Genomic DNA, 13,654 nt, shown 5'->3' with positions numbered 1-13,654 from the left:
GCCAACTTTGATTCAATCCCATCCCAACTACCAGACCCTCCTGAACTACGGGGTTATCGCCGCATAGACTGGGATCACAGCCTCCTAAATCTGTCCGGAGTGTTGTTCAGAATTAGGGGATCCGGTTGGAAATGGAGCAGCCTGTGCCACAAAACTGAAGGCATCTTGGGTTGTCTGGGGCCATATCCACCAGATGCCCAGGCGCTTACCAGATCGGCTAGGCTGGAGATAGGTCTTGGATTTCCACGGTGTGGCCATGCCAACTCCCCTGATTGAGTTTCGTAATTTACAAAAGGTCTACGGCGAGGGTAACACCGAAGTTCGCGCCCTCTGGAACGTGAACCTGGCCATTGCCCCAGGGGAATACTGCGCCATCATGGGGCCATCGGGGTCTGGCAAATCCACCGCCATGAATATGATTGGCTGCTTAGATCGGCCCACTGCTGGGGGCTATTATTTCGACCAGCAAAACGTGGCTACCTTGACCGATACTGACCTGGCCCACATTCGCAACCGCAAAATTGGCTTTGTCTTCCAGCAATTCCATTTGCTGCCCCAACTCACAGCGCGGGAAAATGTGGAACTGCCCATGGTCTATGCCGGGATAGCCAAGGCCGAACGCCAGCAGCAGGCCATCGCCGCCCTAGAGCGGGTTGGATTGGGCAACCGTATCCACAACCGCCCCACCCAACTTTCGGGGGGGCAGCAGCAGCGGGTCGCTATTGCCCGTGCCATCGTCAACCGTCCCCTGTTGCTCTTGGCCGATGAACCTACGGGAGCCCTCGACACCCACACCACCGAGGAAGTACTACGCATTTTTGCCGACCTCCACGCCAGCGGCATGACCGTGGTGATGGTGACCCATGAACCCGATGTAGCCCGCGCCAGCCAGCGTATTATTTGGTTTAAAGATGGCGAGGTGATGAACGATCACCTGCGCCCTGCCGACCTGACGTCGTTGACGACTATCGGCCTCCCCCCATGACCCCAGAGGCTACCCCCACAAACGTCACCCGCGCTTACCATATCGCCTTCGATATCGCCCCCGACCAGTTTGATCACGCCCTGGCCCTTCTGCACCACCACAGGATCTCCATCGCCCATGACCCCGTTAGTCGCCCCACCGGACACGGCGTTTATTGCTACGATCCCGATGGCTTTATGGTGGCAATTCGCTGCGATCCGTCATGAGTGAGCCCATTGCCGTAAGAACGCCACCATCGTAAAAGCGACTCAAATCAATACCATGCCTGACCTGTGGAAGGTTCTGGCACATCAAGGGTGCCTCGTCACCCGCGATACCATGGGTACCGAGAAAGCCATCGCACAACAAATGATTGAGCAGAAGAGGGTTTAGCGGTTTGTTGTCTCCCTACCCTTGACAGAGAGGTCTTTTAGTCACGATAATTAAAGACTGTGTTTATTCGCCCGGATCAGGTTTCCAAGGCCGACGGCTGCCCCATGCAGCGCACGATTGGCACCTGTACGGCGGTCATTGAGGATAGCTATGACATACGCGATTGTGGCAACGGGTGGCAAGCAGCTTCGGGTTGAACCGGGCCGTTTCTACGACATTGAGCGGTTGCCCGTAGAGGCTGAAGCAGAGGTGACGTTGGATCAGGTGCTGTTCGTCAACAACGATGGCGAATCCCTGGTGGGCCAGCCCCTTGTGGAGGGCGCAACGGTGACCGGGACGGTGGTGAGCCACCTGCGGGGCCGTAAGGTGATCATCTACAAGATGAAGCCCAAAAAGAAAACCCGCAAAAAGCAGGGCCACCGTCAGGAACTCACCCGCCTGATGATCGACTCCATTCAGGTCAATGGCGAAACCATTGCCAGCCGCGAGGCCCAGGCGGTGGCCGCAGGCGACGACGACTAGGGTAGACCAGACTGCCATTGCGCTAAAGTGAACAATACGTAGGGTTTAGGGAAAAACCATGGCACATAAGAAAGGTACAGGTAGTACACGCAACGGACGCGATTCAAACGCCCAGCGCCTTGGCGTTAAGCGCTATGGCGGCGAAACCGTGCGGGCCGGGAACATCCTGATCCGTCAGCGAGGCACCAAGGTTCACCCCGGTGAAAACGTGGGGCGCGGCGGGGATGACACCCTGTTTGCCCTTGTGGATGGCGTCGTCACCTTCGAGCGGCGTGGTAAGACTGGCAAAAAAGTCAGCGTCTACCCCGTTGAAGCGACGGCCTAGGACAGGTCGATAGGTTCATCACATTCAGCAAAAGCCCCTCTAACCCAGAGGGGCTTTTGTTTTGGGCCTAACCCAGTCTCCCAGTCAGCGGGCAAGGAGACCTTGCCCCCACGGTTTGCTGGGCTAGGAATCGGGGCTTGTCAATTCGGGTTTGGTATAAATACCGATGGATACGGCAAAGGTAGTATCCGACACAAAAGCGTCTCTGCTTCAGCCCTATGCTGGTTGGCGATGCAGGCAAAAATGGTCAAAAGCGGCTGGGTGCTAGTCGCCCAAATCCAGGTAAGGCGTCATGCCATGTCGTCAGGTTGCGGGATCTGGCGCTTTTTTCATGGGCATGATTCTGTGGGTAATGCTGTCGTCAAGGGGCTGGGAAGGGATCAGGGTGGTCGGAGTTGACGTTGCGTCAACTGTCGAGTTCCCGGTGGATCTGCTTTCGGCACAACTGAACAGCCTTGCATCTTCAGGGCGATGGGCCTTACCGCCTAGGGGACGATTCTCCTGGTTTGCGATGGGCGACTCAGGCCGTTCTAGGGCATATCGCTTGTGAAAGCTAGCTTAATAAGCCAGTCTACCCAAGAATGCAGCCCTAGTGTAGCAGGCGTCAGTTCAGTTGGCTAAGTCTGTGTTAGGAGCCTATTTTGTCGCCGTCCACCTGTCTCACCCACCCCCGACCTGTTTTGTTGAGGATTGCCTCAACCGTCGAGAGTCCAAAAGTCTAGTCCCCGCAGATCTAGCGTCTGAAATCTAGCGTCATTAGGAGCTTGCTATGAGTGGAAATGAGTTGCGTGCCCAAGCCATTGCGAATATTGCCAGCCGTCCCAAGGTGCCCGTGAACCCGCCCAGCAAGCTAGAGGCCCTGTGGGCCAAGGACGTTTTTAGTCTGGCGAAAATGCAGGAATGTCTGCCCAAGTCGGTGTTCAAGTCACTCCAGAGCACCATCAAGCACGGCACCCCCCTGGATATGTCGGTGGCGGATGTGGTGGCCGTGGCCATGAAGGACTGGGCCGTGGCCAAGGGGGCGCTCTACTACTCCCACATGTTCTTTCCCCTCACCAACGCCACCGCCGAAAAGCACGATGGCTTCATCTCTGTGCAGAGCGATGGTTCGGTGATTTCGGAATTTTCCGGCAAGGTGCTGGTGCAGGGCGAACCGGACGGCTCCAGTTTCCCCAACGGCGGCATTCGCTCCACCTTCGAGGCCCGTGGCTACACCGCCTGGGATGTGACCAGCCCCGCCTTTGTGATGGACACCGAAAACGGCGTCACCCTGTTCATCCCCACGGTGTTTGTCTCTTGGACGGGGGAAGCCCTAGACAAGAAAACCCCGCTGCTGCGATCCAACGCCGCCATGAGCAAGGCCGCCACCCGCGTCCTGAAGCTGCTGGGCCATACCGAAGTGGCTCCCGTGAATTCAAGCTGTGGGGCCGAGCAAGAATACTTCCTGGTAGATGCCAGCTTTGCCACCGTGCGCCCTGACCTGCTGCTGGCGGGCCGCACCCTGTTTGGCAAAGCTCCGGCCAAGGGCCAACAGTTCGATGACCACTACTTTGGGGCCATCCCAGAGCGGGTGCAGGTGTTCATGCAGGATGTGGAGGAAAAGCTCTACCGCCTGGGCATTCCCGCCAAGACCCGCCACAACGAAGTGGCCCCCGGCCAGTTTGAAATTGCCCCCTTCTTTGAAGCGGCTAACGTGGCCAGCGACCACCAGCAGATCATCATGACCGTGCTGCGGAACACCGCCAAAAAGCATGGCTTTGTCTGTCTGCTGCACGAGAAGCCTTTTGCGGGTATCAACGGCTCCGGTAAGCACGTTAACTGGTCGGTGGGCAATGCCACCCAGGGCAACCTGCTGGATCCCGGCGATACCCCCCACGCCAATGCCCAGTTTCTGGTGTTCTGCGGGGCGGTGATTCGCGGCGTCCATAAGTATGGGCCGCTGCTGCGGGCGGTGATCGCCAGCGCCAGCAACGACCACCGATTGGGGGCCAACGAAGCCCCTCCGGCGATTATCTCCATCTACCTGGGTAGCCAGCTCCAGGATGTGTTTGACCAAATTGCCAGCGGGGAAGTGACGGGTTCCCAAATCAAGGGCGAAATGGATCTGGGCGTCGATACCCTGCCGAAATTCACCAAGGATGCCGGAGACCGCAACCGCACCTCCCCCTTCGCTTTCACGGGCAACCGCTTCGAGTTCCGGGCCGTGGGTTCCGGGCAGTCGGTGGCGGGGCCGCTGGTGGCCATGAACACCATCTTGGCCGACTCCCTCAACTGGGTGGCCGACCAAATGGAAGCCAAACTGGGGGCCGGGGTTGAGCTCAATGTCGCCATCCACGACATCCTGCGGGACATCATCCGCGACCACGGCATGGTGGTCTTTAATGGCAACGGCTACTCGACGGAATGGCACGAAATGGCTGTCAACGAGCGGGGGCTGGCCAACCTGCGCACCACCGCCGACGCCTTGCCCGTGCTGCGGGAGCAGTACATCGAAGACCTGTTTGCCAACGCCAAGGTGCTCTCCCCCGTTGAACTGGGCAGCCGCTTTGAAGCCTACTCCGAGCAGTACATCCAGCACATTGAAGTGGAGGCCAAGCTGGTGATCTCCATGGCCAAAACCATCATCTACCCCGCCGCCATGCGCTACCTGGGCGAACTGGCCAAGACCATCGATGATCTCAAGGACATTGGCATCGACTTTGGCAAGGACAGCGCCGTCAAGGTCGCCGACCTGACCAAAGCCATGATGGCCAAGGTGGGCAACCTGGAGGACATGATGACCAAACACTTCATGTCCCCGGAAGAGCACATGCAGTTCTGCGCCCAAACCATCCGGCCCCTAATGGACGAGGTGCGAGAATACGCCGACGCCCTCGAAGGTGAAGTGGCCGACGACCTCTGGCCCCTGCCCACCTACCAGGAGATGCTGTTCATCAAGTAGCCCCCGTACCAAAGCTGAAACCCCACCCCAGCCAACCGTAGGGGCGGGGTTTCCTCGTCTTGCTCAACCGGGGGGCAAGATGACTCGTCAGTTCCATGACAATGTGACCTAGCTCAAAAACAAAGAAGGCTCTGAGTATTCATTCAGAGCCTTCTAAGATTTCTATACCCCCAGGGGAATTCGAATCCCCGTCGCCTCCGTGAAAGGGAGGTGTCCTAGGCCTCTAGACGATGGGGGCCTGTGTTTTTCGACAGTTCTCAGTATAGGTAAAAGACATGCACTTGTCAAACATCCAGGTCAAAATTGGCCCATTTTTTGGGAGATGGTGCGCTGGTGGCGGTTGGCGGCTTTAGGAATCGCTTGGGGAATAGCGACACACCGCCCAGAGTAGCCACGCAACCCCTTCGTCCATAGACCACAGGGCCGATTATCTCGACGATGGCCATCGAAATCGGGCACCTAGCGGCCTACTCCGCCGATAGGTTGCGAAGGCGAATCAGTTGCCGCCGCATTAGGGGAGACGCCTTGATTTCGTCCAGTTCGGTCACTTCAACCTGGGAGTCCAGGGCTTCGACGAACTCATCGCTGCCGTAGGAGAAGGCATCTAGCAAGAGATCCAGCAGGTGATCGCGGTTGCCCATCACTTGACTTTCTTCAATCAGCCTGAACTTCAGGGTGACTTCACATTCATAGACGCCAACCTGAGCGGGAATAGAGGAATGGGATATAGAAAGGGCCATAGCAATCAGGGTTAAGTCTCTAAAGGGTAGGGAAAGGTCATCGTTGGGACGGTGGTTATGGCTTGAGGGGGCGCACCATCGAAATCCTAGGACAGGATAACCACAGGGATGATAGCGATCAGGCTGGGTTGTGGGAACCCAGAGGCAAGGCAAAACGCCACGGAGAGGGGCAAAGATTAGTCGTTCGGCATCGCCTATCTCTATGAAATCAAAGAACCGTTGGAATTGTCCTAAAACATCTCGTTTTTACATGATTAATACAATTTCGTAATGCTAGATTAAATCACGAAGGCCATCCGTAATCCTGCTTATTCAGCTCATTTTTTTATACTGACTTTTCGTCTGGATGTCAGTTTGCCTAGCGACAAAAATCTAGGATGACCGAATTTATCTCCTCTGTCAGGCTAAGCCTCAAACTTGTCCAAGGTCTTTGAAAAACAAGGTTTTCCGGCTAAGTCTGTGTTGTAAAAACCATCGATCTTCCTTAGGGTATGTGACAAACAATTCAGGGAATTGCCGTAGGTTTACGGACTTTATGGAGATGCTGATCACCTTCAAAACTCAAAACATAAATTGTATTAAATGCGCCATGGGAAAAGTATCCAGAAGACTAATCCCACCTATTAGACGTTATGGGACTAGTGGCTGGTCAATCCCTATCAATGGACTAGTGAATCAACAGGTGACTATGCCATCCATGGATGGATGGATGGATTCCCCGGCTATCTACCCTAGCCCAGGGAGTCCACAAAGCCAGAATTTTAGGGTTTCTGGATTTGGTTCATCCTGCACCGACTTAAGAAACTTGCTTGTTGCTAAACTAAAATCGCCTGTCTTCATCGCTGGGATTGGCGCACCGCCGTGCGCTTACCCAACCACCAACCACCAACCACCAACCACCTCTATGCCCACGATTGATTACCTTCGGATTAGCCTGATCGACCGCTGCAATTTCCAATGTACCTACTGTATGCCGGAAGGAATTGACCTTCAGTATGTGCAGCAGCAGGACTGGCTCACCCGTGGGGAACTGCGGCGGTTGCTCACCGAAATCTTTATGCCGCTAGGGTTTTCGCGGTTTCGGCTGACTGGGGGAGAACCGTTGCTGCGGTCCGATGTGGTGGACATTGTGCGCGACATTGCCCATCTGCCCAACACCCAGGATTTGGCCATTACCACCAACGCCTTTTTGCTCAGCAACCTGGCTCAGGATTTGTGGGATGCGGGGTTGCGACGCATCAACATCAGCCTCGATTCCCTTGACCCAGCAGTGTTTCAGCAAATTGTGGGGGGGCGGGGGCGATCCCGCTGGCCGGAGGTGTGGGCGGGAATTCAGGCGGCGCATCGGGTAGGCTTTTCGCCGTTGAAGCTGAATGTGGTGGTAATTCCCGGCGTGAATGACCACGAGGTGCTGGATCTGGCCGCCCTCACGCTGGATCGACGGTGGCATGTGCGGTTCATTGAGTTCATGCCCATCGGCAACGACGATCTGTTTAAAGATCGGGGCTGGGTGGATTCTGAAACCCTGCGCCAGCGCATTCGCCAACGGTGGGGCCTCACGGAGGGGCAAGTGCAGGGAAACGGCCCAGCGGATGTGTTCCAAATTCCGGGCGCGTTGGGCACCGTGGGCTTCATTAGTCAAATGTCGGAATGCTTTTGCGACCGCTGTAACCGGATGCGCCTGTCCGCCGATGGTTGGCTGCGCCCCTGCCTGCTCAACGAAACGGGGCAAATTGACCTCAAAACGCCCCTGCGCCAGGGCAAATCCCTCGCTGACCTCCGCGTCCAGGTGGCAGAACTCCTCGGTGCCAAGCCCGACATCAACTACAAAATGCGCGAATCTGGCGTTACCGGAGCCTATAGCCGCACCATGTCGCAAATTGGCGGTTAGGTCTTGGTGCATGGCGATCCGCCTTTGACACGACGCAGCCTCATAGATCACAAACATGCTCTTTTGCCACGATTTAGCCCACCCTTACGGGAAGCAAGCTACACCCCCAACCCCTCTCCCACGAGGAGAGGGGAGCCAGAAACGGTCTTCAAAGTCCCTCTCCCTTGGGGAGAGGGATTTAGGGTGAGGGCGGCAGGGGCTTGGCGATCTACTGAGCCTACGCTTTATCTGCCGTTGATAGGGACGTAGGTGAAGCCTGGGTGGGGGCAACCGAACCAAAGTTCGCATTACCACCACAAAATCATATTTGCAACATTGCTTTACATTCTGTAACTATTGCGTTACATTAGTACACATACAAAGCAAGCGCACCTTCGCCATCGTGCAAATCTCGGTTCATCGGCGGTGCTTTTGCCCATGAACATTAACCTTCTAGGAGGTCTTCCATGTTTGCCATTCTGATTTCTCTCTTCGTCGTCGGTTGGGTTGCTGTGGCGCTAATCGGTACCCAAGCCTACTTCCGGGGTGAACAAACCAAGCCCATCCACGAACGCAACTGGAACTCCAACTCCTTCGAGCAATTGGCCCAGAGCGTGACGGGTCAAGCCACGGATTTTGCTGAGCGGGTGCCTGCCTACTCTGGCGATGCCTTCTCCAGCGGCAACCTGAGCTAGGTCGAATCACCTGTTCGCCCAACCAAATTGAGCCGTCCGACAAAATCGAGTTGTCTGACAACGCCTAAATTTCGATTCAACTCTCCTCTTTCTCTAGGGATTGTCTCCCAACAGTGAATGAACGGCCCAGCAATGCTGGGTCTTTTTTTTGCTGCTCACTGTTTAGGCTTCTCGTTCCACCAAAATGACGTTTTCGGTGATGCTTTCAAAGGTGTCGTCGTGGCTGATCACAAACAGTTGTTTGAAGGATTTAATGCGGCTGATGGCTTCCGCGAGGCCCTGACGACGGGGTTTATCCATGTTGGTGGTAGGTTCGTCAAAAAAGGCGATGTCGATGTCGGCCAACACCTTTAGCAGGGCGAGGCGAACAGCTAGGGCGGCACACATTTGTTCGCCGCCAGAGAGGTTGATAAAACGCCGCTGGTGGGGGCCATCCTGCACCAGAATGTCGTAGTCGCGAGTCCATTCCAGGGCCACATCGGGACGGTTGAGTAATTCTCGAAACAGCCGATCCGCCTGTACCGAAATGCTGCGGACGTACTGCTCGGTAATGCGAGGGCCAGCATCTTTATAAGCATTGCGGGCAAAGTTAATAAAGCGCTTGATTTTTTCCTTGGCCTTCAGTTCTTCCTGGGCAGCGTCTCGTTTTTCGGCCAGGGTGGTAAGGCCCGCTAGTTGTTGATCCAAATCGGCAAGGCGCTGGCGCTGTTGAGGCAGGCTTCCCGCCAGTTGGTCAGCCTCGGTTTTGAGGGCAGCGTAGCGGGTTTCCAGGGCTTCGGCCTGGGCGGGGTCGTAGGTGGCAATGGCTTCGGCGTAGCGGGTTTCCAGGTCAAGGCGCTGGGCTTCGAGCTGTTCTAAATCGGTTTCGGTGGTGCTCAGTTCTCGCTTCAGGGGGTTGAATTGGTTGGCCTGGTCGCGGTTGCGTAGATATTGCTCGTAGGGGGCTTGGTAGGTGCTGCGTTGGGCCTGCTGGGCGGCAATGTCGGCCTCTAGGGATTGAAACGCCTCCAGTTGGGCGGTGAGGTCGGCCATTTGCTGGGTCATGGTCTGCTGCTGGGCGGTTAAGTCAGCACAGGTTTTCTCGACTTTAACCCGATCTTGCAGGGTGCGTTGCAAAATAGCCTGCTTCTGGCGCGGATGTCCGAGGGCTTCCAGGGATTTCGCAAGCTCTTGCAGCGCGGTCTCCACCGTGGCCCGTTGTTCTAACTGCTGGGTGAGGGCGGCGATCTGCTCGTTCAGGGCCGTCTGTTCCCGCTGAAGCTGGTCGGCCTGGGTACGCAGAGCCTCCTCCTGCTCCAGTTCGGCTCGCCAACCGTAGCGCTTTTGCAGGTCACTGGTCAGCCCTTTTAGGTTGGTTTGAAGGCTGGCTTCGTCGGTTTGATCGGCCAAATCCCGCAGAATGCCATCGAGGGCAGACAGCAGTTCCCCATGCAGATCCGACGCATTTTGCAGAGCCGTTTGTAGCTTTTGAACAGTTTCTCCAGAGATGAGCGGCACGCTGCGAATCAGCGTCTCAAATTCCGTCAAAATGTCCTGGATATCCCCAGCCTGGGCCTGTTGCTGCTGGCGACTGTGGGTCACCAGGGTTTGAATATCCGCCTCAAACTGGCGGGCGGCGGCGAGGCGGCTAAGCTGTTGTTGTAGGCGATCCCGCTGTTCCTCCAGTCCGGCAATTTCCTGAACCGCAGGCCGAAGCTGGGCCAATCGTGCCTGGGCTTGGCTCACCTGGCGCTGCTGCTGTTCCAAGCGCCGTTGCTGCTGTTGAAGCCCCTGAATCTGCGCTTCAATGGCCTGAAGCTGATCCCACTGGGCCTGGTATTCCCGCTGCTGGGCCTCGATCTGTTCTTGTTGAGCCACCAGAGGCTTTAGGGCTTCCAATTCACGGGCCGTTTGCTCCAGGGCTTCGATTTGGGTTTGCCATCGGGCCAGTTCCGCCTGTTTTTGGCCGTAGGTGGTTTGCAGGATTTGGTAGCGGCGTTGTAGGGTTTGGCGCTGACCTTGGCGCTGGTTCAGTTCCACCAGGGCTTTTTCGGCGGCCTGGTAGCCCTCGTAGGCTGTGCGATTGGCCGTACAAATCTCCACCGCCTGCTGGGCCTGCTGCACCAATCCCTGAAGCCGCGCCAACTCCTTTTCCTTGGTTTGCCGCTGGAGGGCAAGGGTTTGCCGCTGTTGGCTGAGGGCCTGCACCTGCTGGGCCTGGGCCTTCACCGCATCCCGTTGAGCCTGGATCCCCTGGAGATCCTGCTGTAGCCCGGTCAACCGCTGCTCGGCGGCCTGGATGTCCTGGGTTAGCCCCTGCTGACGTTGGGCCAACTCGTCCCACAGGGTGAGGGATTCCTCGTACTGCTCAATCTGGCGCTTCACCTGATCCACCTGATCTTCGGCATAGCGGCGCAGGGTGTTCATTTGTTTGTAAGCCTGCTTATACTCCTCCACCTTGAGGATGGCGTCGAAAACGGCCTTGCGCTGTTCGGCGGTTTGCAGAAAGTCTGCGGTAAAGGTGCCTTGGGGTACGCCCACGGTGCGGGCAAACAACTGGGGCAGGTTGGTGGTCGGGCTCACCCCCAAATGCTGCCGCAGCCAGGGCAACACCTCATCCTTGAGGCGCGTATAGGGTAACTGCTCATTGCGCTGGGGGTCGAACAGCAGGTAGCCCTTTTGGGTGCAGCGCTGTACGCTGTAGGTGCGGCTGTCGAAGTTAGACACAAAATCTACTGTGACCTGGGCACTTTTGCTGCCATTACGAATCAAATCTTCCTTGGCATAGTCGCCCTGGTGGTTGAACAACACCCAGGCGATGGCCTCCAAAATGCTGGTTTTGCCAGCCCCATTCTCGCCGCAGATGGCATTGGTTCCCGGCTGAAACTCAAAGAGTCGATCTTGGTGGGCTTTGAAGTTTTGAAGGCTGACGGACAAAATCTGCATGGCGCTGGGAGGACTGGGTTTAGCTGGCTTTCACCAGGAATTTTTCAGGAATTTCGGTGTATTGGCTAACGATTTGGCGGAATTCTTCGCCGTCGATGGTTTCCCGTTCCAGCAGCAGGTCTACGAGGTGATCCATCAGCACGCGGTTATCCCGGAGCGTCTGGCGGGCGCGGTCGAGGCAGGTGAGGGCAATTTCCCGTACCTTGGCGTCAATTTTGCTGGCCATTTCCTCGGAGACTTCGCTGCGGGGCATCAGGTTGCGGCCTAGGAACACTTGGTTATCCATGCTTTCTAGGGCCACGGGGCCGAGGTCGGTCATGCCGTAGAGGGTGACCATTTGACGGGCTAGGTTGGTGACTTGCTGGATATCGCCGCTGGCTCCGGTGGAGGTTTCGTCGTCGCCAAACACTTCGGCTTCGGCGGCAAAGCCCCCTAGGGCCACGGTGATGCGGTCGATAATCCAGTTGCGGGTATAGAGGCCGCTGTCGATGATGTCTTCGTTGGGCAGCGATTGGGTAAAGCCCTCGATGCCGCCGGAGCGGGGGATGATCGTCACTTTATTCAGCTCGTCGGAGTGGGTGAGCAGGGTGGTGAGCAGGGCGTGGCCGACTTCGTGGTAGGCGGTCATGCGTTTGCGGCTGCTGTCGAGCAGGGGCGTGAGGCTGAGGCCGATGGTGATGCGGTCGATGGCGTCCTCAATTTCCTGCATAGTGACGGCCTCCTTGCGGCGGCGGGCGGTGAGGATGGCGGCTTCGTTTAGCAGGTTGGCCAGTTCGGCCCCGGAGAATCCAGGGGTGCGGCGGGCCACGGCTTCGAGGGAGACCTCCGGCTCAATTTTTTTGTTGCGGGCGTGGACTTCTAAAATCGACAGCCGCCCTTTGTAAGTGGGCAGATCGACCACCACCTGACGGTCGAAGCGTCCGGGCCGCAGCAGGGCCGTATCCAGCACATCCACCCGGTTGGTGGCGGCGATGACGATGATGCCGCTGTTGCCCTCAAAGCCGTCCATTTCGGTGAGGAGTTGGTTGAGGGTTTGTTCGCGTTCGTCGTTGCCGCCGCCGATGCCTGCGCCCCGCTGGCGACCGACGGCATCAATTTCGTCAATGAACACAATGCAGGGGGCGTTGTCCTTGGCCTTGCGGAACAAATCGCGCACACGGGATGCCCCTACCCCCACAAACATTTCCACAAATTCCGAACCAGAAATGCTAAAGAAGGGCACCCCGGCCTCGCCAGCGATGGCCTTAGCCAAGAGGGTTTTCCCGGTGCCCGGTTGGCCAATCAGCAGCACTCCCTTGGGAATCCGTGCCCCAATAGCCGTAAACTTTTCGGGATTTTTCAGGAAGGACACCACCTCTTGCAGTTCTTCCTTGGCTTCCTCAATCCCGGCTACATCATCGAACACCACCCCGGTTTTGGCCTCCATCTGGAAGCGGGCCTTGGAGCGGCCAAAGTTCATGGCGTTTCCGGCCCCTGCGGCCCCCCGTCGCAGCAGCATGAGTAGGCCCAAAATCAGAATCAGCGCTAGTAACGAGTTAGTCGCCAACCAAGCCAGGGCGGAACTGCCGCTGGTGTCGCGGATGTTCACGTCCACCTGGTTTTCGCGCAGGGTGCGGATTAGCTCCGGGTTGCGCTCTCCGGCGAACAGCAGCACTTCGTGAGGCGGCTGATCTTCCGCATCGCCCTCCAGGGTGACGTAGGCAATGCCGCGAGTCTCGTCTAGCTCAACGCTTTCCACCAGACCCGCATTGATGTTGCTCAAAAACTCACCGTAGGACATCTGGTCGTCTTCGGCGGCGGTTTGGGCCAGGGCAGGGGGCAACGGCATCAAACTTTGCAACAACAGCCAACCGACCGTAATGGCCCCTGTGGCACTGGTACGTAGGGACTGGGAGCGACGGGAGTGGGCAGGCTGACCAGAGAAACGCATAGACATGGGCCGACAAGTGAACAGCGCCCTAGGCATGGACACCCCATCGGGAGCCTAGAACTGTTTCCTAGTCTAACCTTCTGGCCTAAAAATGGAATTTTTAAGGATGTTCACAGTGGACTTGCCGCTTCCGGTGCCAGCGTTTAGCATAGCCACAATCATTTTTTGAAACGTTTTACTCAACCCAGCCCCCCTTAGAAACGCGCTGTTTTTGCCCTCACCCCCAGCCCCTCTCCCAGGGCAGGCTCCTGCCTATACATACGTTTCTATCTCGCTTAATTCCTAGGGTTGATCCCCCCTAGCCCCCCTTAGTAAGGGGGGAACTGGAGTTAAAGTCCCGCTTTCTAGG

Annotated in this window: 11 protein-coding genes and 1 tRNA gene; 7 read left to right on the top strand and 5 right to left on the bottom strand. The window is 56.9% G+C overall.

Annotated features, from left to right (window positions below; genetic code table 11):
* Window positions 1-256 precede the first annotated feature (256 nt).
* The 5 genes from H6G62_RS18520 (at window position 257) to H6G62_RS18500 (ending at window position 5,145) form a co-directional block, all read left to right on the top strand.
* Window positions 257-985 carry an ABC transporter ATP-binding protein gene (locus tag H6G62_RS18520; RefSeq protein WP_190497850.1) on the top strand — a complete coding sequence of 243 codons (729 nt, stop codon included), beginning with the start codon at window positions 257-259 and terminating at the stop codon, window positions 983-985.
* Window positions 982-1,191 carry a VOC family protein gene (locus H6G62_RS18515; RefSeq protein ID WP_190497848.1) on the top strand — a complete coding sequence of 70 codons (210 nt, stop codon included), beginning with the start codon at window positions 982-984 and terminating at the stop codon, window positions 1,189-1,191. The genes H6G62_RS18520 and H6G62_RS18515 overlap by 4 nt, the downstream gene beginning before the upstream one ends.
* Window positions 1,192-1,507: 316 nt before the next feature.
* The gene (rplU, locus tag H6G62_RS18510; protein ID WP_190497846.1) at window positions 1,508-1,879 is read left to right on the top strand and encodes a 50S ribosomal protein L21; all 372 of its coding nucleotides are present in this window, start codon (window positions 1,508-1,510) and stop codon (window positions 1,877-1,879) included.
* 58 nt (window positions 1,880-1,937) lie between these two features.
* Window positions 1,938-2,204: a 50S ribosomal protein L27 gene (gene rpmA / locus H6G62_RS18505; protein WP_190497844.1), complete on the top strand. Its 267-nt coding sequence runs from the start codon at window positions 1,938-1,940 to the stop codon at window positions 2,202-2,204.
* A gap of 769 nt (window positions 2,205-2,973) precedes the next feature.
* Window positions 2,974-5,145, top strand: a complete 2,172-nt coding sequence (locus H6G62_RS18500; protein ID WP_190497842.1) for a glutamine synthetase III — start codon at window positions 2,974-2,976, stop codon at window positions 5,143-5,145.
* Window positions 5,146-5,310: 165 nt separating this feature from the next.
* Here H6G62_RS18500 and H6G62_RS18495 read toward each other — a convergent pair.
* The 3 genes from H6G62_RS18495 to H6G62_RS18485 all read right to left on the bottom strand — a co-directional run bounded on the left by H6G62_RS18495 (window position 5,311) and on the right by H6G62_RS18485 (window position 5,885).
* Window positions 5,311-5,383: transfer RNA gene (locus H6G62_RS18495), tRNA-Glu, on the bottom strand.
* Window positions 5,384-5,442: 59 nt separating this feature from the next.
* On the bottom strand, window positions 5,443-5,604 hold the full coding sequence (locus tag H6G62_RS18490; RefSeq protein WP_190497840.1) for a hypothetical protein: 162 nt from the start codon (window positions 5,602-5,604) through the stop codon (window positions 5,443-5,445).
* Window positions 5,605-5,612: 8 nt separating this feature from the next.
* Window positions 5,613-5,885 carry an Npun_R1517 family heterocyst differentiation transcriptional regulator gene (locus H6G62_RS18485; RefSeq protein ID WP_190497838.1) on the bottom strand — a complete coding sequence of 91 codons (273 nt, stop codon included), beginning with the start codon at window positions 5,883-5,885 and terminating at the stop codon, window positions 5,613-5,615.
* Between the two features lie 904 nt (window positions 5,886-6,789).
* Between H6G62_RS18485 and moaA the strand changes: the two genes are divergently transcribed.
* Both moaA and H6G62_RS18475 read left to right on the top strand, forming a co-directional pair.
* The gene (gene moaA, locus H6G62_RS18480) at window positions 6,790-7,776 is read left to right on the top strand and encodes a GTP 3',8-cyclase MoaA (RefSeq protein WP_190497836.1); all 987 of its coding nucleotides are present in this window, start codon (window positions 6,790-6,792) and stop codon (window positions 7,774-7,776) included.
* A 446-nt stretch (window positions 7,777-8,222) separates the two neighbouring features.
* Window positions 8,223-8,450 carry a hypothetical protein gene (locus H6G62_RS18475; RefSeq protein WP_190497833.1) on the top strand — a complete coding sequence of 76 codons (228 nt, stop codon included), beginning with the start codon at window positions 8,223-8,225 and terminating at the stop codon, window positions 8,448-8,450.
* A gap of 162 nt (window positions 8,451-8,612) precedes the next feature.
* On the opposite strand, the gene H6G62_RS18470 is transcribed toward H6G62_RS18475, so the two are convergent.
* Complete coding sequence (locus H6G62_RS18470; RefSeq protein ID WP_190497831.1) at window positions 8,613-11,375, bottom strand: SMC family ATPase; 2,763 nt, start codon at window positions 11,373-11,375, stop codon at window positions 8,613-8,615.
* A 19-nt stretch (window positions 11,376-11,394) separates the two neighbouring features.
* Complete coding sequence (gene ftsH, locus H6G62_RS18465; protein WP_242052163.1) at window positions 11,395-13,203, bottom strand: ATP-dependent zinc metalloprotease FtsH; 1,809 nt, start codon at window positions 13,201-13,203, stop codon at window positions 11,395-11,397.
* Window positions 13,204-13,654: the final 451 nt, after the last annotated feature.

The sequence above is a fragment of the Phormidium sp. FACHB-1136 genome (assembly GCF_014697375.1).
Taxonomy (GTDB): domain Bacteria; phylum Cyanobacteriota; class Cyanobacteriia; order Phormidesmidales; family Phormidesmidaceae; genus Nodosilinea.
This window is presented reverse-complemented; position numbering and strand designations above follow the sequence as displayed.